Below are 26,507 nucleotides of genomic sequence, written 5' to 3' on the forward strand. Positions count from 1 at the left end.
GGAATTTTGAATGTTGAGTTTTGAATTGTCGGCTACGCCGATTTTGAATTATTCAATTTGGAATTGGCAGACAACAATTCAAAATTCAAAACTTAAAATTGCCTTTGGCAACAATTCAAAACTCAAAATTCAAAATTCAAAATTGCGCTCCGCGCAACAATTCAAAACTCAAAATTCAAAACTCAAAAATCATACTACTATGGAAAAGAAAATTCAGATGACCACTCCGGTTGTGGAGATGGATGGCGATGAAATGACCCGTATATTGTGGAAGATGATCAAGGATGAGCTTATCCTTCCGTTCGTTGACCTCAAAACAGAATATTACGACCTCGGACTGGTAAAGCGTGACGAGACTGGCGACCAGATAACAAAGGATGCTGCTGAGGCTACAAAGCGTCTTGGTGTGGCTGTGAAGTGCGCCACCATTACACCTAACCATCAGCGTATGGACGAGTACAAGCTCCACCAGATGTGGAAGAGTCCGAACGGCACTATCCGTTCTATTCTCGACGGTACCGTTTTCCGTACTCCTATCACTATCCCGAGCATTCATCCCGCAGTGCGCAACTGGGAGAAGCCTATCACTATCGCACGTCATGCATACGGCGACGTATACAAGAGCGTTGAGATTCGCGCTGACGAGCCGGGCGTTGCCAAGCTTGTATTCGACGGCGAAAGCGGCAAGCACGAGGAGGTTGTAGTGCATACATTCAAGGGCGCTGGCGTGCTCCAGGCTATGCACAACACCGATAAGTCTATCCGTTCGTTTGCTCACTCATGTTTCAAGTTCGCTCTTGACACCAACCAGAGCCTCTGGTTCTCTACAAAGGATACCATCTCTAAGAAGTATGACGCTCAGTTCAAGATCATCTTCTACGAAGTGTTCGAGGAGTATAAGGAAGAGTTTGAGAAGCGCGGATTGGAGTTCTTCTATACTCTTATCGACGACGCTGTAGCTCGTGTTATCCGTTCGAAGGGCGGTTTCATCTGGGCTTGCAAGAACTACGACGGCGACGTTATGTCGGACATGGTCTCTACAGCATTCGGCTCATTGGCAATGATGACTTCTGTACTCGTTTCGCCTGACGGCAAGTATGAGTATGAGGCAGCTCACGGCACAGTGACACGTCACTACTACAAGTACCTTAAGGGTGAAGAGACATCTACCAACCCGATGGCTACTATCTTCGCATGGAGCGGTGCATTGCGCAAGCGCGGCGAGATGGACAACCTGCCCGAACTCGTTAACTTCGGTAACCAGCTTGAGGCTGCTTGCTTCGATACCCTCAACGAAGGCATCGTAACTAAGGACCTCGCTGGATTGATGGAAGGCGTTACTCCGCAGACTAAGACTTCTGCCGGATTCATCGCTGCAATACGCGAGCGTCTGGAGAAGAAGCTTGAGGCATAAACTGATTGAAGCGAGGGCGTGTCAAAAGTCACAGCAGCACGCCCCGAAGGGGCAGAAGCCCATAGCCCAGGGCAACGCCCTGGGTAAAATGTCCCAAATAACAATGCGCCCTGTAAGGGCAAAAGCGTTAATTATCAATGCTTTTGCCCTTGCAGGGCGTTTTGCTTTTATCAATCCGTAAGCCCAAGGCGCTGCCTTGGGCTATGTGCTTATTGGGCTTTCAGCCCGTATAATTGAGTTATGACACACCCTCCTGAGCAGTTAGCCAGTGCATATTAGTTGTCACAAATATCGTATGAACCATATTTATTGATATTTGCCCTTTATATTGCCATTTATTTTGTACTTTTGCCCTTGCTTAACGCAAAGTAATGACTATATGCAGGTGATTAGATTCATAAAAGACTGGACTCTGCCGGTAGCTATTGGCACCGGCATAATCGTTTATCTGATTTTTGCACTCGTGCCTGCGCTCGACGGATTTGCAACGGCAGCCGAACCAGTGTTCGACACGATGCTCCCGACGTTCATGTTCCTTGTTTTGTTCGTGACGTTCTGCAAGGTCGACTTCCACAAGTTGCGCCCCGTGGCTTGGCACTTGTGGATAGGCGTGTTTCAGGTGCTGACAGTTGCAGCGGTTGTGGCAGTAATCATGGCTTTTAATCTTACGGGCGACAGCCTGACGCTTGCCGAAGCTGTGCTGACATGTATCATTTGTCCTTGCGCTTCGGCAGCTGCCGTTGTCACGCAAAAACTCGGAGGCAACCTTGAGGAGATGACTACATACACCTTCGTCTCCAACCTTATCACAGCGCTGCTCATCCCCGTTTGCTTTCCGATGATAGACAAGGCTGCCGACATACATTTCTTAGAGGCATTCACGCTCATATTATATAAGGTATTCACGGTGCTGGTGGTGCCGATGATATTGGCATATCTCGTGAAGCATCATGCCAAGCGACTATGCGAGTGCATTACATCTGTGAAAGACCTTTCGTATTATCTTTGGGGATGTTCGTTGCTGATAGTTTCGGGCACCACGATGAAGAACATCCTTCATGCCAACACAACTGTGACATTCCTGCTAACTATCGCAGCGTGCTCGCTACTGCTATGTCTGTTCCAGTTTGCCTGCGGCAGGGCGATAGGCTCGCGCTTCGGTCAGACAATCAACGCTGGTCAGGCGCTCGGACAGAAAAACACGGCATTTGCAATATGGATTGCCTGCGCCTATCTCACGCCGCTGTCGTCAGTTGGTCCCGGATGCTATATCCTTTGGCAGAACATAATAAACAGTTGGGAGATATGGGACGCGCAGCGCAAGCGCAGTTGAACAAGACTTCAATCATAATTATAATAAACCTAAAAACAAGAAATGAAACAAATCATTATGTCGCTGCTGTTTGTCATGGCAGCAATGGGGCTGAATGCCCAAAACCTTTTTGTCGGTTCGTACAATATACGCTACCAGAATAATTCGGATGCTAAGAACGGAAACAGCTGGCAACAGCGTTGTCCGCGTGTTTGCGGCATCATCAACTTCGAACAACCCGATGTGTTCGGTGCTCAAGAGGTTCTGTATCCGCAGTTGAAGGACATGCTCGCTACGCTCGACGGCTACGAATATATAGGTGTAGGTCGTGATGACGGCAAGCGTGGGGGTGAGTATGCCGCCATATTCTACAAGAAAGACAATATTCGACTGCTCGACAAAGGACAGTTCTGGCTGTCTGAGGACACAACACGACCCAATCTCGGATGGGATGCGGCATGTATCAGAATATGTACTTGGGGAAAATTCGAGGACAAGCGTTCGCACATGAAGTTCTTCTATTTCAACCTCCACATGGATCATGTGGGCATAGTGGCACGTCGTGAGAGTGCAAAACTCGTTGTGCGAAAGATACGCGAGATAGCAGGCGATGCGCCAGTGGTACTCACGGGCGACTTCAATGTAGACCAAAACAACGAGATATATGCTATCTTCACTAATTCGGGATTGCTACGCGACAGCTATACCGCAGCCCGTCTGCGCTATGCCGAGAACGGCACTTTCAATGCTTACAACAACGATACCTACACCGACAGTCGTATCGACCACGTGTTTGTGTCGTCCAATTTCCTCGTTGACAACTACGCAATTCTCACCGACTGCTATTGGACAGCGCCAAAAGTAGATGAGGCAAACAAGGCAAGCGACGCTCCGCAGGAGATAGACTTCCGCCCGGCACAGCGCCTATTGCCGTCAGACCACTATCCCGTTTTTGTGAAATTGAAAATGAAATAAATCGTATAAAAATTTGCAGGTTAGCATACAAAATGCTATCTTTGCATTACAAACATACGCCCCACGAAGCCAAACCATGCAAGGTTATGGCTGCGCGGGGCGTATTGTTTTGAGTTAAACAACGTATTTTTAAACCTAAACAAATAAGAAAATGGAAGAAAACAACCAGAATCAGCAGCCCCAGGGTCTTCAGATTGAGCTGAAGCCGGAAATCGGAGTAGGAGTATACGCTAACCTCGCGCTTATCACTCACTCTTCGTCAGACTTCATCCTCGACTTCACATGCATGCTTCCCGGTATGCAGCAGCCGCAGGTTCGCAGCCGCGTAGTGATGGCTCCCGAGCACGCAAAGCGTCTTTTGATGGCCCTCAACGATAATATCGTAAAATACGAGCAGAACTTCGGCAAGATCAATCTGCCCGAACAGCAGCAGCCACGCACAGCTACTCCGTTTGAGCAGCCGGCAGAGGCATAATCGTTAAGTAACGAGAGAACAAAGAGATTACGGCAGACAGGCTTTTTATTTTAGCTTGTCTGCCTTTTTTGTTGCATTTTTTTTGTTGTTATGTTCTGATTCTCGCTATTTTTCTGTAAGTTTGCAACATTATACATTATATGATATAAACGGTAGACATGACAGATTTATCACGTTGGGAACAACGACTTGAAAGTTATCACAAAGCATTATCGCGTTTGGCTGAAATTGTTAACGCAAGTAAGTTGCGAGCGCTCAATGATTTTGAGCGTGACGGGCTTGTACAACGTTTTGAGCTTACGCATGAATTGTCGTGGAAGTTGATGAAAGCGTATGCTGAGTATCAAGGTTATGATGGTATCGGTGGTTCACGTGATGCCACGCGTAAAGCCTTCGAAATGAACTTAATACCTGACGGACAGATATGGATGGATATGATAAAAAGTCGTAACGAGACATCGCACAATTATAATGGGGATATTGCTAGTGATGTAGTAGATAATATACTGAATGTATTCTATCCCGAGCTGACAGCTTTTTACTATAAAATGAATGAGTTGGCGACATCAACTCCTAATGATATATTTGCCTAATAATGAGAGACTTTGGATTAGGTGTCGACAATCTTCGAGCAATTGTTAATGTCTTGTCGTCGGTAAAAAATGTACAGCGCGCCCTGATATATGGGTCAAGGGCAAAAGGAAATTTCCGTTCCAACTCTGATATTGATATAATGCTGGAAGGCGAACGCTTGACTATCGGTGATTTGTCTATGATAGATGCTCGGCTGGACGATTTGCTGTTGCCATGGCAGATTGATCTGTGTGCGCGCAACCGTGTCGGCAATAAAGCCCTGCTTGATGAAGTGGATAAGTGGGGAGTGGTTGTGTATCAACGCTCTACAAGTTTTTGAGATTTTAATTTGTAATTATTGGCTAAGATGGGCTTATTTGTTTTCGAATTGTTAACAAATCGTTAAAATAGCCTGTAAAACCATAAATTTATACCACAGCAGTAAGATTGTAATTTTATATATTAGGTATTTTCAAGAAAAGTTCGTACCTTTGCACCCCGAAAACGGCTTGATATTAGCTGTTTTATAAGATCGACAATTGAAATAAAAAATATATAAATTAAAAATTAGAATTATGCCTACAATTTCACAGTTGGTAAGAAAAGGCAGAAAGGTGCTCGTAGACAAGAGCAAGTCACCGGCTCTGGATTCATGTCCTCAGCGTCGTGGTGTTTGCGTTCGTGTTTACACTACAACACCTAAGAAGCCTAACTCGGCAATGCGTAAGGTTGCCCGTGTACGTTTGACAAACTCTAAGGAAGTTAACTCATACATTCCGGGAGAGGGTCATAACCTTCAGGAGCACTCAATCGTATTGGTTCGCGGTGGTCGTGTAAAGGACCTTCCTGGTGTACGTTATCACATCGTTCGCGGTACACTCGATACGGCAGGTGTTGCAAACCGTACACAGCGTCGTTCAAAGTACGGAGCTAAGCGTCCTAAGGCAGCCAAGAAGTAATCAGAAGATAATTTAATTGTCGGACGTATTTTTTAAAATCGTTTTGCTGGAGAATTGTTAATAGACAGGTTGAGTAAATGCCCAAGAGAGGGCGTTGAAGAACAGTAAGAAACAACCCCACGCAGACAAATTTTTTCAAAACAAAATGAGAAAAGCAAAACCAAAGAAGCGCGTGATCCTTCCGGATCCGAAATTCAACGACCAGAAGGTCTCTAAGTTTGTAAACCACTTGATGTATGACGGTAAGAAGAATACCTCATACGAAATCTTCTACAATGCACTTGACGCAGTTCAGGAGAAGATGGCTAAGGAAGAGAAGTCGGCTCTCGAGATTTGGAAGCAGGCCCTCGACAACATCACTCCGCAGGTTGAGGTAAAGAGCCGCCGTATCGGTGGTGCTACTTTCCAGGTTCCGACAGAGATTCGTGCGGAGCGCAAGGAGAGCATCTCAATGAAGAACCTTATCGCTTTCGCTCGCAAGCGTGGTGGTAAGAGCATGGCTGACAAGCTTGCTGCTGAGATTATGGATGCATACAACAACCAGGGTGGTGCTTACAAGCGTAAGGAAGATATGCACCGTATGGCCGAGGCTAACCGCGCATTCGCTCACTTCAGATTCTAATATAATAATAAGGTAAAAGGAAAATGGCAAATCGCGATTTACATTTGACTCGTAACATCGGCATTATGGCCCACATCGATGCCGGTAAGACCACTACTTCTGAGCGTATCCTGTTCTACACAGGTAAGACTCATAAGATTGGTGAGGTTCACGACGGTGCTGCCACAATGGACTGGATGGTTCAGGAGCAGGAGCGTGGTATCACTATCACATCTGCTGCTACAACATGTAACTGGAACTATCTTGGCAACTCGTACAAGATCAACTTGATCGACACTCCGGGACACGTTGACTTCACCGCTGAGGTAGAGCGCTCACTGCGTGTACTCGATGGAGCAGTTGCTACTTATTCTGCAGCCGACGGTGTTCAGCCACAGTCTGAGACAGTATGGCGCCAGGCCGACAAGTACAACGTTCCTCGTATCGGTTACGTTAACAAGATGGACCGTTCAGGTGCTGACTTCTTCGAGACAGTACAGCAGATGAAGGACATCCTCGGTGCTAATCCTTGTCCTATCCAGATTCCTATCGGAGCTGAGGAGAACTTCAAGGGCGTTGTAGACCTTCTCAAGATGAAGGCTATTCTGTGGCACGACGAGACAATGGGTGCTGAGTACGATGTTGAGGAAATTCCTGCCGACCTCGTTGACGAGGCTAACGAGTGGCGTGACAAGATGGTAGAAGCTGCTGCCAACTTCGACGACGCTCTCATGGAGAAGTATCTCGAGGGTGAGGAAATCACTGAGGAGGAGCTTATCGCAGCTATCCGCAAGGGTACAATCTCAATGGAACTTACTCCTATGCTCCTCGGTTCTTCATACAAGAACAAGGGTGTTCAGCCACTTCTCGACTACGTTTGCGCATTCCTTCCTTCACCTCTCGATACAGCCGCTATCGTAGGTACAAACCCTGACACTGAGGAAGAGGAGGATCGTAAGCCTTCTGAGACAGAGCCTACTTCGGCTCTTGCGTTCAAGATTGCTACCGACCCGTTCATGGGCCGTTTGGTATTCTTCCGCGTATACTCAGGTAAGGTAGTTGCTGGTTCTTACGTTTACAACCCACGTTCACGCAAGAAGGAGCGTATCTCACGTCTGTTCCAGATGAACTCAAATAAGGAAATTCCTATGGAATCAATCGACGCTGGTGATATCGGCGCAGGTGTAGGTTTCAAGGATATCCGCACAGGTGATACTCTCTGCGACGAGGCACATCCTATCGTGCTCGAGTCAATGACATTCCCTGATACTGTAATCTCTATCGCAGTTGAGCCGAAGAGCCAGGCTGATATCGCTAAGCTCGATAACGGTCTTGCCAAGCTTGCTGAAGAGGACCCGACATTCACCGTTCGTACCGACGAGCAGAGTGGTCAGACCATTATCTCTGGTATGGGTGAGCTTCACCTCGACATCATCATCGACCGTCTGAAGCGTGAGTTCAAGGTTGAATGTAACCAGGGTAAGCCTCAGGTTAACTACAAGGAGGCTATCACTAAGCCTGTACAGCTCCGCGAGGTTTACAAGAAGCAGTCAGGTGGTCGTGGTAAGTTCGCTGACATCATCGTAACAATCGGCCCGAAGGACGAGGATTACAAGGAAGGCGACTTGCAGTTTGTTAACGAGGTTAAGGGTGGTAACATTCCTAAGGAATTCATCCCCTCAGTTCAGAAGGGCTTCGAGAACGCCATGAAGAACGGTATCCTCGGTGGCTATCCTATGACTGGCATGAAGGTTGTCCTCACCGATGGTTCATTCCACCCGGTTGACTCTGACCAGTTGTCATTCGAGCTTGCTGCCCTCAATGCTTACAAGAACGGTTGCCCGAAGGCAGGTCCGGTTCTTATGGAGCCTATCATGAAGGTAGAGGTTGTTACTCCTGAGGAGAACATGGGTGACGTAATCGGCGACTTGAACAAGCGTCGTGGTCAGGTAGAAGGCATGGAAGAGGCTCGCTCTGGCGCCCGTATCGTTAAGGCTATGGTGCCACTGTCAGAGATGTTCGGTTATGTAACCGCTCTCCGTACCATCACTTCAGGTCGTGCTACAAGCTCTATGGAGTACGATCATCACTCTCCTCTGTCAAGCGCTATCGCTAAGGCAGTGCTCGAGGAGGTTAAGGGTCGCGCAGACCTCGTGTAATCAGCACGTTAAACGAGAAGAATTCAGAATTGAAGAATACAGAAGTTAAGCCAAATGTTTGGCAAACCAAGCAAATGGCTTAACTCCTGACTCCTCTCTTCAGGTTTATCTCACAAGATAAAAAACTAAAGGGACATGGGGCGTCGCTTAGCGAATGACTCTTAAGTGACGTACCCCACCTCCTTTTTTCGGCTGTTCAGCACTCCAAGTTGAGACCATAATCACGCTGAACGCGCCAATTAAGAATTGCATTATAAACTTTAAATACAATTATGAGTCAAAAAATTCGTATCAAGCTGAAGAGCTACGACCACAAGCTCGTAGACAAGTCAGCTGAGAAGATCGTAAAGGCTGTGAAGGCTACTGGTGCTATCGTAAGCGGTCCAATTCCATTGCCTACACACAAGCGTATCTACACTGTAAACCGCAGTACTTTCGTTAACAAGAAATCACGTGAGCAGTTCCAGCTCTCTGACTTCAAGCGTCTTATCGACATCTATAGCTCAACAGCTAAGACAGTTGACGCTCTTATGAAGCTCGAGCTTCCCAGCGGTGTAGAAGTAGAAATCAAAGTATAGTAATTTTCATTTTTAATATTCATTTGAAATGCCAGGATTAATTGGAAAAAAAATCGGAATGACATCCGTTTTCAGTGCCGACGGTAAGAATGTTCCGTGCACTGTTATCGAAGCTGGTCCATGTGTTGTAACACAGGTCAAGACCGTTGAAACAGACGGTTACAAGGCAGTTCAGCTGGGCTATGGTGAGGCTAAGGAAAAGAACACCACTAAGCCTATGATGGGCACCTTCAAGAAGGCAGGTACAACACCTAAGAAGCACTTGGCCGAGTTCAAATTTGACGAGGAGTACAACCTCGGTGATGTTATCACCGTAGATCTCTTCGCAGATGTAGAATACGTTGACATTGTAGGCACCTCTAAGGGAAAAGGTTTCCAGGGTGTTGTTAAGCGTCATGGATTCGGTGGTGTAGGTCAGAGCACTCACGGTCAGGACGACCGCGCTCGCAAGCCGGGTTCTATCGGTGCTTGTTCTTACCCAGCAAAGGTATTCAAGGGAATGCGCATGGGCGGCCAGATGGGCGGCGACCGCGTTACAACCCAGAATCTCAAAGTGTTAAAGGTAATCTCGGACAAGAACCTCATTATCGTTAAGGGTTCTGTAGCCGGATGCAATGGTTCAACCGTATTAATCAAGAAATAATGGAAGTTAGCGTATTAAATATCAACGGTCAGGAGACCGGAAGAAAGGTTCAGTTGAACGACGCAATCTTCGGAATTGAGCCTAACGATCACGTTCTCTACCTCGACGTTAAGCAGTACCTCGCTAACCAGCGCCAGGGCACAGCTAAGTCAAAGGAGCGTAGCGAGGTTAGCGGTTCTACCCGTAAGCTTGGTCGCCAGAAGGGCGGCGGCGGTGCTCGCCGTGGTGATATCAACTCACCGGTGCTCGTAGGTGGTGGCCGCGTATTCGGTCCGAAGCCACGCAACTATAGCTTCAAGCTCAACAAGAAGGTGAAGGCTCTCGCTCGTAAGTCAGCTCTGTCTTACAAGGCTCAGGAGGCTGCTATCGTAGTAGTAGAAGACTTCGCAATGGAGGCTCCAAAGACTAAAGATTTCGTAAACATTACTAAAAATCTGAAAGTTGAGGGCAAAAAGCTCCTTCTTCTTTTGCCGGAAGTAAATAAAAACGTATATTTGTCAACTCGTAACTTGCAGCGTGCTGAAGTGATGACAGCAACAGCCCTCAATGCCTACAAGGTTTTGAACTCAGACGTGCTCGTAATCACTGAGAATTCGCTCAAGGCTATCGACTCAATCTTAACAAAATAATAGGAGGCAACAGACATGACATTCATCGTAAAACCGTTGGTTACCGAGAAGATGACCAAGATCACTGACAAGTCTTCTGTAGCCAAGACATATAAGGTTAAGGGTCAGGAGCGCACAAAGAAGGCCGAGACAAAGTATGGCTTCATCGTGCTTCCCGAGGCTAACAAGCTTGAGATTAAGAAGGAAATCGAGACACGTTACAACGTTACTGTACTCGACGTGAACACAATGGTACATGCTGGCAAGCGCCAGAGCCGTTACACACGCAAGGGTCTCGTTCGTGGACAGAAGAACTCGTTCAAGAAAGCTATCGTTACTCTGAAAGAGGGCGATGTAATTGATTTTTACAGCAATATCTAAAATAAAAAATGGCAGTACGTAAATTTAAACCGGTTACACCGGGACAAAGACACAAGGTTATTGGCACGTTCGAGGAGATTACTGCATCCGTGCCAGAGAAGTCTCTCGTTTTCGGAAAGCGCGCTACTGGTGGTCGAAACAACACCGGTAAGATGACAGTTCGCTACATGGGCGGCGGTCACAAGCGTAAGTATCGTCTGATCGACTTCAAGCGAGAGAAAGATGGTGTTCCCGCTGTAGTGAAGACAATCGAGTATGATCCGAACCGTTCGGCTCGCATCGCTCTCCTGTTCTACGCTGACGGCGAAAAACGTTACATTATTGCTCCTAACGGACTGGAAGTAGGCGCTAAGCTTATGTCTGGTGCAGAGGCTGCACCTGAGGTAGGTAATGCTCTTCCGCTCGCAAACATTCCCGTTGGTACTGTGATCCACAACATTGAGTTGCGTCCAGGCCAGGGTGCTCTGCTCGTTCGTTCGGCTGGTAATTTCGCTCAGTTGACTTCTCGTGAAGGCAGTTACTGTGTTATTAAGCTCCCTTCTGGTGAGACACGCCAGGTGTTGAGCGCTTGTAAGGCCACAATTGGTAGTGTAGGAAACTCTGATCACGCTCTTGAGCAGTCAGGTAAGGCTGGTCGCTCTCGTTGGTTGGGCCGTCGTCCTCACAACCGTGGTGTTGTTATGAACCCTGTTGATCACCCGATGGGTGGTGGTGAAGGCCGTCAGTCTGGTGGACACCCACGTTCACGCAAGGGCTTGTATGCTAAGGGTCTCAAGACACGTGCACCTAAGAAGCAGTCTAACAAGTATATCATCGAAAGAGCTAACAAATAATCAAACAAGAGTAAATTATGAGTCGTTCATTAAAAAAAGGTCCATATATCAACGTGTCGCTTGAGAAGAAGATTCTCGCCATGAACGAGAGTGGCAAGAAGACAGTTGTCAAGACTTGGGCCAGAGCATCAATGATCTCACCTGACTTCGTGGGACACACTGTTGCAGTTCATAACGGAAACAAATTTATCCCTGTTTACATCACTGAGAACATGGTAGGACATAAGCTCGGCGAGTTCTCTCCGACACGTCGCTTCGGTGGCCACTCAGGTAACAGAAAGTAAGCGGGTTTAAACCATTTTAAATATAGAAACAAATAATGGGAGCAAGAAAACATATATCGGCTGAAAAAAGAAAAGAAGCCCGTAAGAACTTGTACTTCGCAAAGCTCAACGGCGTTCCTTCTTCACCACGCAAGATGCGCTACGTTGTAGACATGGTTCGTGGCTTGGAGGTTAACCGCGCACTCGGCGTACTCCGCTTCTCTAAGAAGCAGGCTGCTGTTGACGTTGAGAAACTGTTGCGTTCGGCTATTGCAAACTGGGAAGCTAAGAATGACCGCAAGGCTGAGGACGGCGAACTCTTCATCTCTAAGGTGTTCGTTGACGAAGGTGTTACTATGAAGCGCATGCGTCCGGCTCCGCAGGGTCGCGGCTACCGCATCCGCAAGCGTAGCAACCACGTTACTCTGTTTGTTGATACCAAAACTAATGACGAAAAATAATAAGTAGAATGGGACAGAAAGTTAATCCAATAAGCAACCGTCTCGGTATTATCCGCGGCTGGGATTCAAATTGGTTCGGTGGCAAGAGCTTCGGAGACAACCTCGTAGAGGATAAGAACATCCGTACTTACCTCAACAAGCGTCTTGAGAAGGCTAGCGTTTCAAAGATCGTTATCGAGCGCACACTGAAACTCATCACTATCACAATCTGCACAGCCCGTCCGGGTATCGTCATTGGTAAGGGTGGTCAGGATGTAGACAAGCTCAAGGAAGAGCTCAAGAAGCTCTACAAGAAGGACATCCAGATCAACATCTTCGAGGTGAAGAAGCCTGATCTCGACGCTACTATCGTGGGCAACAACATCGCTCGCCAGGTAGAGGGCAAGATCGCTTATCGCCGCGCTATCAAGATGGCTATCCAGAACGTTATGCGCGCTGGTGCCGAGGGCGTGAAGATCCAGATCACTGGCCGTCTGAACGGTGCCGAAATGGCACGTAAGGAAATGTACAAAGAGGGACGTACCCCACTGCACACTTTCCGCGCAGACATCGACTATTGCCAGGCAGAGGCCCTCACTAAGGTAGGTCTCCTCGGAATCAAGGTTTGGATTTGCCGTGGCGAGGTTTACGGTGACCGTGACCTCACACCTAACTTCACTCAGGAGAAGCAGAACGGTGGTTCAAACAACGGCCGTGGTAACCGCGGTAACCGCAAGAGAAACAATAACCGTTAAAAGTAAAAGACTACAATGTTACAGCCAAAAAGAGTAAGATATAGAAGACCTCAAGATGGACGTGGCAATAAAGGCAACGCTCACAGAGGCACACAGTTGGCTTTTGGTTCATTCGGCATCAAGACACTTGAGGCAAAGTGGATCGACAGCCGTCAGATCGAGGCTGCCCGTGTTGCAGTAAACCGTTACATGCAGCGTCAGGGTCAGGTCTGGATCCGCATTTTCCCGGACAAACCAATCACTCGCAAGCCTGCCGACGTACGTATGGGTAAAGGTAAGGGTGATCCCGCAGGATGGGTAGCACCGGTTACTCCCGGACGCATCCTCTTCGAGGTGGAAGGCGTAAGCTTCGACATCGCTAAGGAGGCTCTTCGCCTCGCAGCCCAGAAGCTGCCGGTTAAGACTAAGTTCATTGTAAGACGCGACTACGACAAAAACGCTTAATTTATGAAGATCAAAGAAGTAAGAGAAATGGATGCCAAGACATTGGCAGAAACTAAGGAGAACCTCCAGGAGAAGCTCGCTCAGATGAAGCTCAACCACACAGTTACTCCGCTTGAGAATCCATCACAGATTAAAGCTGTTCGTCGTGACATAGCACGTCTGAATACAGAGATCCGCCAGAGAGAACTTAACAAATAACAATGGTCCAGATGGAAACAAGAAATTTAAGAAAAACAAGACAGGGTGTCGTTATCAGCAACAAGATGGATAAAACCATTGTTATTGCAGCTAAGTTCAAGGAGAAGCACCCTATTTATGGTAAGTTCGTCCAGAAGACAAAGAAATACCATGCTCATGACGAGAAGAACGAGGCTAACATTGGCGATACAGTTCTCATCATGGAGACCCGTCCCTTGAGCAAGACCAAGAGATGGAGATTAGTACAAATCGTAGAAAAAGCTAAGTAAAATATGATACAGTCAGAATCAAGACTTACAGTATGTGATAACAGCGGCGCTCGTGAGGCTCTCTGCATCCGTGTCCTCGGTGGCACACGCCGTCGTTACGCAAGCGTAGGAGACGTTATTGTCGTTGCTGTCAAGAACGTTATCCCATCAAGTGATTTGAAGAAGGGTGCGGTATCTAAGGCTTTGATCGTTCGCACAAAGAAGGAAATCCGTCGTGCTGACGGTTCATACATCCGCTTTGACGACAACGCATGCGTACTGCTCAACAACGCAGGTGAGCTCCGTGGTAGCCGTATCTTCGGCCCGGTAGCCCGTGAGTTGCGTGCAGTGAATATGAAGGTCGTTTCTTTGGCACCTGAGGTTCTTTAATGATTAAAACGCAAACAAGTAATGAGTAAGTTACATATTAAGAAAAATGATACAGTCGTTGTTCTTGCCGGTGAGGATAAGGGCAAGACTGGTAAGGTGCTCAAAGTGCTGGTTGAGAAGAACCGCGCACTCGTTGAAGGTGTGAACATGGTTTCAAAGAGCACCAAGCCTTCTGCTAAGAACCCTCAGGGTGGTATCGTTAAGCAGGAAGCTCCGATTCACATCTCTAACCTGAGCCTCGTTGACCCGAAGAGTGGCAAGGCTACTCGCGTGGGCATCAAGGTTACAGAGGATGGCAAGAAAGTACGCATCGCTAAAAAGTCTGGGGAGGAAATCAAATAATGGATACAGCACAGTTAAAGAAGTTCTATGCTGAGAGCATCGCTCCAGCACTGAAGGAGCAGTTCAACTACTCTTCATCAATGCAGATTCCAGTTCTGAAGAAGATCGTCATCAACCAGGGTCTTGGCGACGCTACTCAGGACAAGAAGATCATCGACGTAGCCATCAACGAGATTTCTACTATCGCTGGCCAGAAGGCAGTTGCTACATATTCTAAGAAGGATATCGCTAACTTCAAGCTTCGTAAGAAGATGCCTATCGGCGTTATGGTAACTCTCCGTCGTGAGCGCATGTACGAGTTCCTCGAGAAGCTCGTTCGCATCGCACTTCCCCGTATCCGCGACTTCAAGGGTATCGAGAGCAAGTTCGACGGCCGTGGTAACTATACACTGGGTATTCAGGAGCAGATTATCTTCCCTGAAATCAATATCGACCAGATTGACCGCATCCAGGGTATGAACATCACATTCGTGACCTCTGCCAACACAGACGAAGAGGGCTACGCTCTCCTCAAGGCATTCGGTCTTCCATTTAAAAACGCTAAAAACGATTAAGCAATATGGCAAAAGAATCAATGAAGGCTCGTGAGGTAAAGCGTGCCAAGCTCGTTGCTCGCTATGCTGAGAAGCGTGCCGCTCTGAAGAAGGTCATCGCTACATCTGAGGATCCTGCAGAGGCTTACGAGGCTGCTCGCAAGCTCCAGGCTATTCCTAAGAATGCTAACCCTATCCGTCTGCACAACCGTTGCAAGATCACCGGTCGTCCGAAGGGTTACATCCGCCAGTTCGGCATTTCTCGTATTCAGTTCCGTGAGATGGCTTCACAGGGCCTTATCCCGGGCGTAAAGAAGGCAAGCTGGTAAACCACGCGCCACACATAAAGCTGGTAATTCAATTTTTTCACTTTAATATTGTCGGGGTAGTCCCGATTAATTAAACATTTTTATAAAATGACAGATCCAATAGCAGATTTTCTGACAAGACTCAGAAACGCAATCATGGCTCATCACCGTGTTGTAGAGGTGCCTGCATCTAACTTGAAGAAAGAGATCACAAAGATCCTCTTCGAGAAGGGTTACATCCTCAACTACAAATTCGTTGAGGACGGTCCTCAGGGTACAATCAAGGTAGCTCTCAAGTACAACGCTGCCACAAAGACCAACGCTATCACTTCGCTGAAGCGTGTGTCTACTCCTGGTCTCCGCAAGTATGTCGGATACAAGGACATGCCGAGAGTAATTAACGGATTGGGTATCGCAATCCTCTCAACTTCTAAGGGCGTTATGACCGATAAGGAAGCTTCTGCCCAGAAGATTGGTGGTGAGGTTCTTTGCTATGTTTATTAATTGGAGGATTTAGAATATGTCAAGAATAGGAAAATTACCAATTAGTATCCCTGCTAACGTTACCGTCACTTTCGCTAATGACGTTGTAAGCGTAAAAGGTCCTAAGGGCGAGATGTCACAGAAGATAGACCCGTCTATCATCACTAAGATTGAGGATGGCCACATCACTTTCGAGGTAGATGAGAACAGCCCTGTAAACTATAAGCAGAAGTCAGCCTTCCATGGTCTCTATCGTTCACTCGTTAACAACATGGTTATCGGTGTAAGCGAGGGCTATACAAAGGTTCTCGAGCTTGTCGGAGTCGGTTATCGTGTTTCTAACCAGGGCAACCTCATCGAGTTCTCCCTCGGTTATACTCACCCTATCTTCCTCGAACTTCCTTCAGAGGTTAAGGTAGAGGCTAAGAGCGAGCGCAACCAGAACCCGGTTCTTACTCTGGAGTCTTGCGACAAGCAGTTGCTCGGTCTTATTTGTGCTAAAATTCGTTCTTTCCGCAAGCCTGAACCTTACAAGGGCAAGGGTATCTTGTTCAAGGGAGAAGTCATCCGCAGAAAGTCTGGTAAGTCAGCTTCAGCTAAGTAACATTTTAAATTTTACGATCATGACAACAAAGAAAGTAGAAAGACGAATCAAAATCAAATATAGAGTTCGTAAGCGCATCAGCGGTACTGCTGAGCGTCCCCGTCTGAGCGTGTTCCGCAGCAACAAGCAGATTTACGCACAGGTTATCAACGACTTGACTGGCACTACCATCGCTTCAGCTTCATCTCTCGGACTCGAGAAGATGCCTAAGAAGGAGCAGGCTGCTAAGGTTGGCGAGCTCGTAGCCGCTAACGCTATCGCAGCAGGTGTTTCTGCAGTGGTTTTCGACCGTAACGGTTATCTCTATCACGGACGTGTTAAGGAGCTTGCTGACGCAGCTCGTAATGGCGGTCTCAAATTCTAAACGATTATGGCAATGAATAAAGTAAAAAATTATAATGACGTTGATCTGAAGGACCGTCTCGTGGCTATCAACCGTGTAACTAAGGTTACCAAGGGTGGTCGTACATTCACATTCGCTGCTATCGTCGTTGTTGGTGACGGCAAGGGCGTAATTGGCTACGGTCTGGGTAAGGCCGGCGAAGTTACCGCTGCTATCGCTAAGGGTGTTGAGGCAGCTAAGAAGAACCTCGTTAAGGTTCCGGTGCTCAAGGGCACTATCCCTCATGAGGTAGAGGCTCGCTTCGGCGGCGCTCAGGTGTTCATGCGTCCGGCTGCTGCCGGTACCGGTCTTGTAGCCGGTGGTGCTATGCGTGCCGTTCTCGACAGCGTAGGCGTAAAGGATATCCTCGCTAAGTCTAAGGGTTCTTCTAACCCCCACAACCTCGTGAAGGCTACTATCGCTGCTCTCTCTGAGCTCCGTGATGCCTACACAGTAGCAGGTCAGCGTGGCATTTCTATGGACAAGGTGTTTAACGGTTAATAGGAGATTCATACAATGGCAACAATAAAAGTACAGCAGATAAAGAGCAAAATCGGTTATCCGAAGGATCAGAAGGCTACTCTTCAGGCTCTTGGACTCCGCAAGATCTCTCAGATTGTTGAGGTTGAGGATACTCCGAGCACCCGTGGTATGCTTCGCAAGGTTCACCACTTGGTAACTGTAGTTGAATAATAAAATCATTAATGGAACAAATTATGAAATTAAATAATTTAAAGCCTGCTGCAGGTTCCACACACTCACGTCGTCGTATCGGTCGCGGTCCTGGTTCAGGACTCGGTGGTACTTCTACCCGTGGACACAAGGGTGCCAAGGCACGTTCAGGTTACAAGAGAAAGATCGGTTTCGAAGGTGGTCAGATGCCTTTGCAGCGCCGTGTTCCGAAGGCTGGTTTCAAGAATATCAACCACAAGGAATACTTCGCAGTAAACCTCTCTACTCTCCAGAAGCTTGCTGAGGAGAAGAACCTCACTAAGATCGGACTCGAGGAGCTCCAGGCAGCTCACCTCACTAACGGCAAGGAGCTTGTTAAGGTTCTCGGCAACGGCGAACTTAAGGCTAAGCTCGAAGTAGAGGCTCACGCTTTCTCTAAGTCAGCTGAGGAAGCTATCAAGGCAGTAGGAGGTAACACAACTATTATCTAAGTAGATGAAAAAGTTTATTGAGACACTAAAGAACTGTTGGAGAATTGAGGATCTGCGTCAGCGGCTCCTCATTACTCTCCTGTTTACGGCTATTTACCGTTTTGGCTCGTTCGTTGTGCTTCCTGGCATCAACCCGAGCAAGTTGGATCAACTTCAGTCGCAAACAGCGGGTGGTCTTATGTCACTGCTCGACATGTTCTCTGGTGGAGCATTTTCCAATGCGTCTATCTTTGCGCTTGGAATTATGCCATACATCTCAGCTTCTATCGTTATGCAGCTTCTGGCAGTGGCAGTGCCTTACTTCCAGAAGATGCAGCGCGAAGGTGAGAGCGGCCGCAAGAAGATTAACTGGTACACGCGTATTCTTACTGTGGGTATCCTTCTCGTACAGGCTCCCTCTTACCTTCTCAACCTTAAGGCTCAAGCCGCTTCGGCTCTCGCCTCAGGTATCTCATGGCCTATGTTCATGATTCCGGCTACGATTATCCTCGCTGCTGGTTCTATGTTCATCCTTTGGCTCGGAGAGCGCATCACTGACAAGGGAGTTGGTAATGGTATCTCAATGATCATCATGATTGGTATTATCGCACGTCTGCCACAGGCATTCGTGCAGGAACTGGGCTCACGGTTCACAGCTATTTCAAGCGGCGGACTTGTGATGTTCATCATCGAGATCTTGGTTCTGTATGCAGTAATATGTGCTTCAATCATGCTTGTTCAGGGTACCCGAAAAATACCTGTACAGTACGCCAAGCGTCTCGTAGGTAATAAACAGTATGGCGGCGCTCGCCAGTACATACCTCTGAAATTATTTGCAGCTAACGTAATGCCTATCATCTTCGCTCAGGCACTGATGTTTATCCCATTGGCATTCGTACGCTATCAGAGCGATGGTGGTTCATCTTGGGCTCAGGCTCTTATGGACAACCGCAGTCTGCCTTACAACTGCATCTATGTGATTCTCATCATAGCGTTTACGTATTTCTATACAGCTATCACTTTGAATCCTACACAGATGGCTGAGGACATGAAACGTAACAATGGCTTTATCCCTGGCATCAAGCCTGGTAAGGACACAGCCGAATATATTGATACAATCATGACTCGCATCACTTTCCCGGGTTCATTGTTCATAGCATTCATCGCTATCATGCCGGCTCTCGCTGGACTTTTGAATGTTCAGCAGGCTTTTTCGCAGTTCTTTGGCGGTACTTCACTGCTCATTCTTGTTGGTGTTGTTTCTGACACCATTCAGCAGATCAAGAGTCACTTGCTGATGCGTCATTATGACGGATTGCTAAACTCTGGTCGCACTCGCAACGGAGTAGTTTCTGCATATTGATTTTATCTTTGAAATGAAGATATTTCTAAAAACAGAAGATGAAATTGAGCTGATGCGCAAGGCTAACCGATTAGTCGGAGCAACTCTTGCGGAATTGGCCAAACATATCAAACCAGGCGTGACGACCTTTCAACTGGATAGGGTAGCGGAGGAATTTATTCGTGACAACGGTGCTGTTCCAACGTTTAAGAATTTCCCCAATCCATTTGGAGGGCCGTTTCCCGCAAGTATCTGTACCTCTGTCAACGATGTCGTTGTACATGGAATTCCCGATGAAAAGACAATTCTCAAGGATGGAGATATAATTTCTATCGATTGTGGCACACTTCTTGCTGGTTATAATGGAGACTCTGCTTACACGTTTTGTGTCGGTGAAGTCAGCCAAGATGTCAGAGATTTACTGACAGTGACACGACAGTCACTGACAAAAGGTATTGAAATGGCTGTGGCAGGAAATCATGTCGGTGATATCGGCGATGCAATCCAAACTTTTTGTGAAGCCCATGGATATGGAGTGGTGAGAGAACTCACCGGGCATGGCATTGGCAAGCAAATGCATGAGGATCCGCAGATACCCAATTATGGAAGGCGTGGCAATGGCGTCATGCTTAAAGAAGGCATGTGCATAGCTATAGAACCTATGATAACCATGGGCGATAGAAAGGTATGGCTTATGCCCGACCGCTGGAGTATCTGTACGCGCGACGGGAAACCAGCCGCTCACTTTGAACATACAATTGCTATAAGGAGAGGCAAGGCTGAGATACTGTCTACGTTTGAAGAAATAGAACATTCCTAATATAGATTTTAAATTATTTATGGCAAAACAATCCGCAATTGAGCAAGACGGCACAATCGTTGAGTCGTTGTCCAATGCAATGTTCAGAGTCGAGTTGGAGAATGGTGTGCAGATTATCGCCCACATCTCAGGCAAGATGAGAATGCACTACATAAAAATCCTACCCGGTGACAAGGTGAAGGTCGAAATGAGTCCGTATGACTTGACTAAGGGTAGAATCGTTTTCAGATACAAGTAACATTTTAAATATATGAAAACAAGAGCATCATTAAAGAAACGTACACCCGACTGCAAGATCGTTCGTCGTAAGGGTCGTCTGTTCGTTATCAACAAGAAGAACCCTAAGTTCAAAATGCGTCAGGGTTAAAACTCATTCCGAGGACTGGACATTTGTTACTCGTGACGAGGACAGTCTGGAACTCAAAAATAAACAAATTAATTAATCAATCAATTTTATTAAACAATGGCAATAAGAATTGTTGGAGTAGATTTGCCCCAGAACAAGCGTGGCGAAATCGCATTGACCTATATCTATGGTATCGGTCGAAGTAGTTCAGCAAAGATATTGGACAAAGCCGGCGTTAGCCGCGACCTGAAGGTCAGCGAGTGGAACGACGATCAGGCTGCCAAGATCCGCGAAATTATCGGCGCTGAATTCAAAGTAGAAGGTGATCTCCGTTCTGAGATCCAAATGAATATCAAGCGACTGATGGATATTGGTTGCTATCGTGGAGTTCGTCATCGTAACGGTCTTCCTGTTCGCGGTCAGAGCACAAAGAACAATGCCCGTACTCGTAAGGGAAAGAAGAAGACTGTTGCTAACAAGAAGAAGGCTACTAAGTAAAATTTAGTTGAAAGCAAAGTCATGTACTGTCAGTGACTGACGGGAAGGCTTTTAACTTTTAACTTTTAACTAAACAAAATTATGGCAAAGAAAACAGCAACATCTAAGAAAAGAAATGTAAAGGTTGACGCTATCGGACAGCTTCATGTTCATAGCTCGTTCAACAACATTATTGTATCTTTAGCAAATAGCGAGGGACAGGTAATTTCATGGTCATCTGCAGGTAAGATGGGCTTCCGTGGTTCTAAGAAGAACACACCGTATGCAGCCCAGATGGCAGCAGAGGATTGCGGCAAGGTAGCATTCGACCTTGGTCTGCGCAAGGTAAAGGCTTACGTTAAGGGTCCGGGTAACGGTCGTGAGTCAGCTATCCGTGGTGTACACAGCTGCGGTATAGAGGTTACAGAGATCGTTGACGTTACTCCGCTTCCACACAACGGATGCCGTCCTCCGAAGCGTCGTAAGGTCTAATTTTCCCTTTGTAGACTCTTATAATTTTAGGTCTGCAACTCTTAAAAGATACAAACAACAATAAAGCATATTATTTATTATGGCTAGATATATAGGTCCGAAATCTAAAATTGCACGCCGTTTTGGTGAACCCATCTTCGGCGCTGACAAAGTTTTGTCCAAGAGAAACTTCCCTCCTGGACAGCATGGCAACAACCGTCGCAGAAAGCAGTCTGAGTACGCTGTCATGTTGGCAGAGAAGCAGAAGGCAAAGTACACATACGGTGTTCTCGAGCGCCAGTTCCGTAACATGTTCGAGAAGGCAGCTAAGGCTGACGGCATCACCGGTGAAGTTTTGCTTCAGAATCTTGAAAGCCGTTTGGATAACGTAGTGTTCCGTTTGGGTATCGCTCCTACTCGTGCAGCTGCTCGTCAGCTCGTTGGTCACAAGCACATTGTGGTTGACGGACAGGTAGTGAACATTCCTTCATATGCAGTTAAGCCGGGTCAGGTTATCGGTGTTCGTGAGAAGTCTAAGTCTCTCGAAGTAATCGAGGCTGCTCTCGCTGGTTACAACCACAGCAAGTATCCTTGGATCGAGTGGGACCAGAACACAAAGAGCGGTAAGTTCCTCCACAAGCCGGAGCGTGCCGATATCCCCGAGAACATTAAGGAACAGTTAATCGTTGAGTTGTACTCTAAATAATCATTAAATTAATGGCGATATTAGCATTTCAAAAACCTGACAAAGTTGTAATGTTGGATTCCAACGACAAGTTCGGCAAGTTCGAATTCCGTCCGTTGGAGCCAGGATTCGGTGTTACCATCGGTAACTCCCTGCGCCGCATTCTGCTTTCGTCGCTGGAGGGCTATGCTATCAATACCATCAAAATCTCTGGTGTTGAGCATGAATTCTCTTCAGTTCCAGGCGTAAAGGAGGATGTAACTAACATTATCTTGAATTTGAAGCAAGTAAGATTCAAGCAAGTAGTAGAAGAATTCGAGAACGAAAAAGTTAGTATCACCGTTGAGAATTCAACTGAGTTCAAGGCAGGTGATATAGGCAAGTATCTGACTGGATTTGAAGTGTTAAACCCTGATTTGGTGATTTGTCATTTAGATGTCAAAGCTTCTATGCAGATTGATCTGACTATCAATAAGGGCCGTGGCTATATTACGGCTGATGAGAACAGAGCATACTGCACTGACGTTAACGTAATTCCAATCGATTCTATCTACACCCCAATCCGTAACGTGAAGTACGCTGTAGAGCCTTATCGTGTTGAGCAGAAGACCGACTACGACAAGCTCGTGCTCGAAATCACTACGGACGGTTCCATTCACCCGAAGGACGCACTCAAGGAAGCTGCTAAGATCCTCATCCAGCACTTCATGCTCTTCAGCGACGAGAAGATTACTCTCGAAAGCCCGGAGCACGAGGGAAATCAGGAGTTCGACGAGGAAGTACTTCACATGCGTCAGCTCTTGAAGACCAAGTTGGTCGACATGAACCTCTCGGTTCGTGCGCTTAACTGCCTCAAGGCTGCCGATGTTGAAACTCTTGGCGACTTGGTTCAGTACAATAAGACTGACCTCTTGAAGTTCCGTAACTTCGGTAAGAAATCGCTTTCAGAGCTTGATGATTTGCTCGAGAGTCTGAATCTGTCGTTTGGAACTGATATTTCTCAATACAAATTAGATAAAGAATAAAACAAAATGAGACACAATAAGAAATTCAACCACTTGGGTCGTACTGCATCTCACCGTAACGCTATGCTCGCTAACATGGCTATCTCGCTGATTATGCACAAAAGAATCACTACGACTCTCGCCAAGGCAAAGGCCTTGAAGATGTATGTAGAACCGCTGATCACACGCTGCAAGGATGATAGCACAAACTCTCGTCGTGTAGTATTCAGCTACCTCCAGAACAAGTATGCTATCAAGGAACTCTTCAGCACTGTTGCTGAGAAGGTAGGTGACCGTCCCGGTGGTTATACACGCGTTATCAAGCTCGGTACACGTAAGGGTGACGCTGCTGCTATCGCATTCATCGAGCTCGTTGACTTCGACGAGAACATGGCTAAGACTGCTAAGGCTGGCAAGAAGACTCGCCGTAGCCGCAAGTCAGCAGAGGCTGTTGAGGCACCTGCTACAGAGGCTCCTGCAACTGAGGCTACAGAAGAGGCAAAGGCTGAATAATTCGCATTATCGACTTTATCTCAATAAAAGAGGGCTGGTTGAACTTAAAAGTTCTACCAGCCTTTATTTTTCTTGTGTTTTCTATCCTGTTTTTACTTATCATCTTTAACCTTTTTCTACCTCTTACTACGTTAACTGAACGTATATCAGGTATTGATTATTGTTATATATGAAGAAATCAGTTTCCTCTAATCATCTCTTGCCTCATTATTATTCCAATCTTATTGAGGCAGGATGTGATGAAGCCGGTCGTGGTTGTCTTGCTGGTAGCGTATATGCTGCCGCTGTAATATTGCCCAAAGACTATGATAACCCCTTGCTAAATGACTCCAAGAAACTCACTGAGAAGCGACGAAAGGTGCTACGTGACCAGATTGTACGTGATGCTGTGTCTTGGGCTGTAGGTGTTGTTACTCCCGAAGAGATAGATAAGATAAATATCTTGAATGCCAGTTTTCTTGCTATGCATCGTGCCCTTGACCAGCTTACAATTCGTCCTGAGGCAGTTATCGTTGATGGTAATCGTTTTAATCCATACCGTGACCTTCCTTATACTACCATCGTCAAAGGTGACGGTAAGTATCAGTCGATAGCTGCTGCAAGCATTCTTGCCAAGACATTCCGTGATGAATATATGGATAGCTTAGCCAACGAGTATCCTTACTATGACTGGCAAAAAAATAAAGGCTATCCTACGAAAGCCCATCGAGAAGGAATTCGTGATCATGGTCCTTCACCATATCATCGTATGAGTTATAATCTGATGGGAGCTACGCAATTGGAACTTAATTTTGACGACTAAAACGTGTCCCTCTACAAATTTCAAGGGACACGTTTACGAATGTCTAATTGATATTATTCTTTACTTCTTACTTATTTCATACTTGTATATGCCGCTTTTCGCTGTGGTCTTGGCCTTTAGCGAGAGACGGTATATTTTTTTGCCCCAAACGTCTGAGAGACGCTTGTCGTTCAGCTCGATGGTTTCTATCGACGGCTCGAAGGTGTTGGTGTCGTAGTTGAGCTGGGCCTTCACGCCCTTGACATTGATGCTCACTACGCCATTCTTGCTTATGTCGACGTCGCCCCATGTCAGGAAGTTGACGATGTTGGCAGCCTTTGTCTGACTGAGCTTGAAGTTGTCGCTTACCGTCAGTTTGCTCTTCTTGAGCTGATATGAACGCACCCAACTGTCTACACAAGCCTCCTTAGGATAAGCACTGGCAAGCTCCACGCTGAAACTCATTGTTCGGCGGTCGGCACGTGCGTTAGTTGCCTTATACTTCTTGCCATACATCTCGGGTACACCGTTAATCATCGGAATGTTGTGGTAGTTGCCCTGCATTGTCCATATAGTGTAACGCTCTGATGAGAATGTCTGGCGTGTATATGTGCCCACACCAGCGTCAATCATTATTGGCGTGTTGTCGAAGTAGAGCACAAACGAGCCGATATCGTTGTGGTTGTGGCTCTCGTCGTTGTAGCCGCCCTTACCCGCAAAGAAAGCTTCGGCATTGCGCATGTAGCAGAACTCGGTCTGCGGATACCAAGTGAAGGCATCTGCCTTATATCCGCCCTTAGCCTGGCTCATCTCCTTAAGTACCTTCAATGCCTCAATCTGCTTGTAAGTGTCGAGCCATACCGATGTTACAGTCTCCGGTTTCTCCTTGAAGCAGTCTACAGCCATGTCCATCATCTCTCTGCTGCCTAATGCCTTGCCGCAACGGTATACCAGTGCCATATAATTGCTCACGTGTGCCGACGCATCTGCAAAGTTCACGGCATAGCCGTTGCCAATGTACGATTTGGCTACAAATTCGCCCATGTCCTTAACGAGCTTGTTGTTGAAGAGCGACACCTTGCCGCCGGTTATCATCTGCAATTCCTGCAGATAGTCGAACAGTTTGCCGAAGGCGTGTCCCCAATATGTGGCGCCTTCCTCGCAGGCTCCGTCAGCCTTTACGTAGTTAAGGTATCGGTCTACCGAAATCATTGACTTGTATACAGCCTTAGCAAGCTTGTCACGGTCGTTCTCAAGCAGCATGTAGCACAGCAGGGCGTTGGCGTTGCACCAAGGATTCCAGTTGTTGACAAATACAGTAGGGCTTTCCTTCCATGCCATCCACCAGAAGTCAGTACGGTTGATAAACGGGTCGAGTTCGCGTTTCTGCAGTTCATGACGCAAGCGCATAGAGATGATAGGGTCTATCTTGTCGAGCTGGTCGTGTAAAAAGTAGTATGTCCACGACAGCATCTGTGCCAGTCCACCCTGCTTCAGTTCGAGCACGTCGGTGCGATAGTCGGGTATTGCGCGTCCCGACTTCTGGAAGCGCACGAGGTGGGCCGATTCAGCCCATGTGGTCTGTTCGCAGAAGTAGAACACGCCATCCATAATGTCTGTTAGGAATCGTCCCTTACCCTCAGCAAGCTCAGCCATAAGCAATTTGCCGAATGCTGTAGAGTTGCGATTGTTGGGTTTCTCCATAATGTCGCGGCTGCCCGACTTCTCAAACTCCAGATATTGGCTTGCCTTAACCACCTCCCACTTGTAGTCGAGACATTTCTCGCCTGTCTTTATAATGTTGTCGCGATAGTCGCCAAGCAGATTGTTCCAACCATTGCGGTCAGAGTAGGCAGGGTAGGGCACCCACTTCTGGTCCATCACAAGACTGGCTTTAACCTCAGCCTCTGTTGCAGAGCGTTGCAGCAAGTCGCGCTTCTCGTAGGCATTTGTGCCCATCAGCGAGGCGGCAAATACAGCTAATATTAAAATGACTTTTTTCATATTACGTGAGTTTCTGCTAAA

Annotated in this window: 41 protein-coding genes; 40 read left to right on the forward strand and 1 reads right to left on the reverse strand. The window is 47.0% G+C overall.

The window, feature by feature from the left end; genetic code table 11:
- The first annotated feature begins 199 nt into the window (after positions 1–199).
- From I6E38_RS01900 to I6E38_RS02095, 40 genes are all read left to right on the forward strand, one after another.
- Complete coding sequence (locus I6E38_RS01900) at positions 200–1,414, forward strand: NADP-dependent isocitrate dehydrogenase (RefSeq protein WP_235392407.1); 1,215 nt, start codon at positions 200–202, stop codon at positions 1,412–1,414.
- Between the two features lie 379 nt (positions 1,415–1,793).
- Positions 1,794–2,747: a transporter gene (locus I6E38_RS01905; RefSeq protein ID WP_235392408.1), complete on the forward strand. Its 954-nt coding sequence runs from the start codon at positions 1,794–1,796 to the stop codon at positions 2,745–2,747.
- A gap of 42 nt (positions 2,748–2,789) precedes the next feature.
- Positions 2,790–3,701 carry an endonuclease/exonuclease/phosphatase family protein gene (locus I6E38_RS01910; RefSeq protein WP_235392409.1) on the forward strand — a complete coding sequence of 304 codons (912 nt, stop codon included), beginning with the start codon at positions 2,790–2,792 and terminating at the stop codon, positions 3,699–3,701.
- A gap of 151 nt (positions 3,702–3,852) precedes the next feature.
- Positions 3,853–4,176, forward strand: a complete 324-nt coding sequence (locus I6E38_RS01915; RefSeq protein ID WP_235392410.1) for a DUF3467 domain-containing protein — start codon at positions 3,853–3,855, stop codon at positions 4,174–4,176.
- A 158-nt stretch (positions 4,177–4,334) separates the two neighbouring features.
- A complete protein-coding gene (locus tag I6E38_RS01920) occupies positions 4,335–4,769 on the forward strand; it encodes a nucleotidyltransferase substrate binding protein (RefSeq protein WP_235392411.1) in 435 nt (144 codons plus the stop codon).
- A 2-nt stretch (positions 4,770–4,771) separates the two neighbouring features.
- On the forward strand, positions 4,772–5,089 hold the full coding sequence (locus I6E38_RS01925; protein WP_235392412.1) for a nucleotidyltransferase domain-containing protein: 318 nt from the start codon (positions 4,772–4,774) through the stop codon (positions 5,087–5,089).
- A gap of 235 nt (positions 5,090–5,324) precedes the next feature.
- Positions 5,325–5,708, forward strand: coding sequence for a 30S ribosomal protein S12 (rpsL, locus tag I6E38_RS01930; RefSeq protein WP_094879331.1), 384 nt, complete (start codon positions 5,325–5,327; stop codon positions 5,706–5,708).
- Between the two features lie 145 nt (positions 5,709–5,853).
- A complete protein-coding gene (rpsG, locus tag I6E38_RS01935) occupies positions 5,854–6,330 on the forward strand; it encodes a 30S ribosomal protein S7 (RefSeq protein WP_235392413.1) in 477 nt (158 codons plus the stop codon).
- 23 nt (positions 6,331–6,353) lie between these two features.
- Positions 6,354–8,468, forward strand: coding sequence for an elongation factor G (gene fusA / locus I6E38_RS01940; protein WP_235392414.1), 2,115 nt, complete (start codon positions 6,354–6,356; stop codon positions 8,466–8,468).
- A 272-nt stretch (positions 8,469–8,740) separates the two neighbouring features.
- Positions 8,741–9,046: a 30S ribosomal protein S10 gene (gene rpsJ / locus I6E38_RS01945; protein WP_007899799.1), complete on the forward strand. Its 306-nt coding sequence runs from the start codon at positions 8,741–8,743 to the stop codon at positions 9,044–9,046.
- Between the two features lie 28 nt (positions 9,047–9,074).
- Positions 9,075–9,689, forward strand: coding sequence for a 50S ribosomal protein L3 (gene rplC, locus I6E38_RS01950; protein WP_235392415.1), 615 nt, complete (start codon positions 9,075–9,077; stop codon positions 9,687–9,689).
- Positions 9,689–10,318, forward strand: coding sequence for a 50S ribosomal protein L4 (gene rplD, locus I6E38_RS01955; RefSeq protein WP_235392416.1), 630 nt, complete (start codon positions 9,689–9,691; stop codon positions 10,316–10,318). The genes rplC and rplD overlap by 1 nt, the downstream gene beginning before the upstream one ends.
- 15 nt (positions 10,319–10,333) lie before the next feature.
- Entirely contained in the window at positions 10,334–10,678 is a 345-nt protein-coding gene (gene rplW / locus I6E38_RS01960) for a 50S ribosomal protein L23 (protein ID WP_235392417.1), read from the forward strand.
- A gap of 8 nt (positions 10,679–10,686) precedes the next feature.
- A complete protein-coding gene (rplB, locus tag I6E38_RS01965) occupies positions 10,687–11,511 on the forward strand; it encodes a 50S ribosomal protein L2 (protein ID WP_235392418.1) in 825 nt (274 codons plus the stop codon).
- 17 nt (positions 11,512–11,528) lie between these two features.
- Entirely contained in the window at positions 11,529–11,795 is a 267-nt protein-coding gene (gene rpsS, locus I6E38_RS01970; protein WP_007899787.1) for a 30S ribosomal protein S19, read from the forward strand.
- Between the two features lie 35 nt (positions 11,796–11,830).
- On the forward strand, positions 11,831–12,235 hold the full coding sequence (gene rplV, locus I6E38_RS01975) for a 50S ribosomal protein L22 (RefSeq protein WP_235392419.1): 405 nt from the start codon (positions 11,831–11,833) through the stop codon (positions 12,233–12,235).
- Positions 12,236–12,243: 8 nt separating this feature from the next.
- On the forward strand, positions 12,244–12,969 hold the full coding sequence (rpsC, locus tag I6E38_RS01980) for a 30S ribosomal protein S3 (RefSeq protein ID WP_235392420.1): 726 nt from the start codon (positions 12,244–12,246) through the stop codon (positions 12,967–12,969).
- A gap of 15 nt (positions 12,970–12,984) precedes the next feature.
- On the forward strand, positions 12,985–13,413 hold the full coding sequence (rplP, locus tag I6E38_RS01985; RefSeq protein WP_235392421.1) for a 50S ribosomal protein L16: 429 nt from the start codon (positions 12,985–12,987) through the stop codon (positions 13,411–13,413).
- A 3-nt stretch (positions 13,414–13,416) separates the two neighbouring features.
- Positions 13,417–13,611: a 50S ribosomal protein L29 gene (gene rpmC, locus I6E38_RS01990; protein WP_022158817.1), complete on the forward strand. Its 195-nt coding sequence runs from the start codon at positions 13,417–13,419 to the stop codon at positions 13,609–13,611.
- Positions 13,612–13,613: 2 nt separating this feature from the next.
- Positions 13,614–13,880 (forward strand): 30S ribosomal protein S17, encoded by a 267-nt coding sequence (gene rpsQ / locus I6E38_RS01995; RefSeq protein ID WP_094879342.1) that lies wholly within the window; start codon positions 13,614–13,616, stop codon positions 13,878–13,880.
- 3 nt (positions 13,881–13,883) lie between these two features.
- Positions 13,884–14,249: a 50S ribosomal protein L14 gene (rplN, locus tag I6E38_RS02000; RefSeq protein ID WP_235392422.1), complete on the forward strand. Its 366-nt coding sequence runs from the start codon at positions 13,884–13,886 to the stop codon at positions 14,247–14,249.
- A gap of 21 nt (positions 14,250–14,270) precedes the next feature.
- The gene (rplX, locus tag I6E38_RS02005; protein WP_235392423.1) at positions 14,271–14,591 is read left to right on the forward strand and encodes a 50S ribosomal protein L24; all 321 of its coding nucleotides are present in this window, start codon (positions 14,271–14,273) and stop codon (positions 14,589–14,591) included.
- Entirely contained in the window at positions 14,591–15,145 is a 555-nt protein-coding gene (rplE, locus tag I6E38_RS02010) for a 50S ribosomal protein L5 (RefSeq protein WP_007899758.1), read from the forward strand. Before rplX ends, rplE begins: the two co-directional genes overlap by 1 nt.
- Before the next feature lie 5 nt (positions 15,146–15,150).
- Positions 15,151–15,453, forward strand: coding sequence for a 30S ribosomal protein S14 (gene rpsN, locus I6E38_RS02015; RefSeq protein WP_235392424.1), 303 nt, complete (start codon positions 15,151–15,153; stop codon positions 15,451–15,453).
- An 87-nt stretch (positions 15,454–15,540) separates the two neighbouring features.
- Positions 15,541–15,936 carry a 30S ribosomal protein S8 gene (gene rpsH, locus I6E38_RS02020; protein ID WP_235392425.1) on the forward strand — a complete coding sequence of 132 codons (396 nt, stop codon included), beginning with the start codon at positions 15,541–15,543 and terminating at the stop codon, positions 15,934–15,936.
- A 16-nt stretch (positions 15,937–15,952) separates the two neighbouring features.
- Entirely contained in the window at positions 15,953–16,519 is a 567-nt protein-coding gene (gene rplF, locus I6E38_RS02025) for a 50S ribosomal protein L6 (protein WP_235392426.1), read from the forward strand.
- A gap of 19 nt (positions 16,520–16,538) precedes the next feature.
- Entirely contained in the window at positions 16,539–16,883 is a 345-nt protein-coding gene (gene rplR / locus I6E38_RS02030) for a 50S ribosomal protein L18 (RefSeq protein ID WP_235392427.1), read from the forward strand.
- A 6-nt stretch (positions 16,884–16,889) separates the two neighbouring features.
- Complete coding sequence (gene rpsE, locus I6E38_RS02035; protein ID WP_235392428.1) at positions 16,890–17,402, forward strand: 30S ribosomal protein S5; 513 nt, start codon at positions 16,890–16,892, stop codon at positions 17,400–17,402.
- A gap of 15 nt (positions 17,403–17,417) precedes the next feature.
- A complete protein-coding gene (rpmD, locus tag I6E38_RS02040; protein ID WP_235392429.1) occupies positions 17,418–17,594 on the forward strand; it encodes a 50S ribosomal protein L30 in 177 nt (58 codons plus the stop codon).
- 23 nt (positions 17,595–17,617) lie between these two features.
- Positions 17,618–18,064: a 50S ribosomal protein L15 gene (gene rplO / locus I6E38_RS02045; protein WP_235392430.1), complete on the forward strand. Its 447-nt coding sequence runs from the start codon at positions 17,618–17,620 to the stop codon at positions 18,062–18,064.
- Positions 18,065–18,068: 4 nt separating this feature from the next.
- Complete coding sequence (gene secY / locus I6E38_RS02050; RefSeq protein ID WP_235392431.1) at positions 18,069–19,406, forward strand: preprotein translocase subunit SecY; 1,338 nt, start codon at positions 18,069–18,071, stop codon at positions 19,404–19,406.
- Between the two features lie 13 nt (positions 19,407–19,419).
- The gene (gene map, locus I6E38_RS02055) at positions 19,420–20,205 is read left to right on the forward strand and encodes a type I methionyl aminopeptidase (RefSeq protein ID WP_235392432.1); all 786 of its coding nucleotides are present in this window, start codon (positions 19,420–19,422) and stop codon (positions 20,203–20,205) included.
- Between the two features lie 19 nt (positions 20,206–20,224).
- Positions 20,225–20,443 (forward strand): translation initiation factor IF-1, encoded by a 219-nt coding sequence (infA, locus tag I6E38_RS02060; RefSeq protein ID WP_004341775.1) that lies wholly within the window; start codon positions 20,225–20,227, stop codon positions 20,441–20,443.
- A 12-nt stretch (positions 20,444–20,455) separates the two neighbouring features.
- On the forward strand, positions 20,456–20,572 hold the full coding sequence (ykgO, locus tag I6E38_RS02065) for a type B 50S ribosomal protein L36 (RefSeq protein WP_007899708.1): 117 nt from the start codon (positions 20,456–20,458) through the stop codon (positions 20,570–20,572).
- 96 nt (positions 20,573–20,668) lie between these two features.
- The gene (rpsM, locus tag I6E38_RS02070) at positions 20,669–21,049 is read left to right on the forward strand and encodes a 30S ribosomal protein S13 (protein ID WP_154535289.1); all 381 of its coding nucleotides are present in this window, start codon (positions 20,669–20,671) and stop codon (positions 21,047–21,049) included.
- Positions 21,050–21,130: 81 nt separating this feature from the next.
- Positions 21,131–21,520 carry a 30S ribosomal protein S11 gene (gene rpsK / locus I6E38_RS02075; protein ID WP_235392433.1) on the forward strand — a complete coding sequence of 130 codons (390 nt, stop codon included), beginning with the start codon at positions 21,131–21,133 and terminating at the stop codon, positions 21,518–21,520.
- Positions 21,521–21,599: 79 nt separating this feature from the next.
- Positions 21,600–22,205 (forward strand): 30S ribosomal protein S4, encoded by a 606-nt coding sequence (gene rpsD, locus I6E38_RS02080; protein ID WP_235392434.1) that lies wholly within the window; start codon positions 21,600–21,602, stop codon positions 22,203–22,205.
- 11 nt (positions 22,206–22,216) lie between these two features.
- Positions 22,217–23,209 (forward strand): DNA-directed RNA polymerase subunit alpha, encoded by a 993-nt coding sequence (locus I6E38_RS02085; protein ID WP_235392435.1) that lies wholly within the window; start codon positions 22,217–22,219, stop codon positions 23,207–23,209.
- Positions 23,210–23,215: 6 nt separating this feature from the next.
- Positions 23,216–23,701 (forward strand): 50S ribosomal protein L17, encoded by a 486-nt coding sequence (gene rplQ, locus I6E38_RS02090; RefSeq protein WP_235392436.1) that lies wholly within the window; start codon positions 23,216–23,218, stop codon positions 23,699–23,701.
- A gap of 169 nt (positions 23,702–23,870) precedes the next feature.
- Positions 23,871–24,503, forward strand: coding sequence for a ribonuclease HII (locus I6E38_RS02095; protein ID WP_235392437.1), 633 nt, complete (start codon positions 23,871–23,873; stop codon positions 24,501–24,503).
- A gap of 60 nt (positions 24,504–24,563) precedes the next feature.
- Here the strand turns inward: I6E38_RS02095 and I6E38_RS02100 are convergent, their stop codons facing one another.
- On the reverse strand, positions 24,564–26,486 hold the full coding sequence (locus I6E38_RS02100; protein WP_235392438.1) for a heparinase II/III domain-containing protein: 1,923 nt from the start codon (positions 26,484–26,486) through the stop codon (positions 24,564–24,566).
- Positions 26,487–26,507: the final 21 nt, after the last annotated feature.

It is taken from the genome of Leyella stercorea (assembly GCF_021531355.1).
Taxonomy (GTDB): Bacteria; Bacteroidota; Bacteroidia; order Bacteroidales; family Bacteroidaceae; genus Prevotella.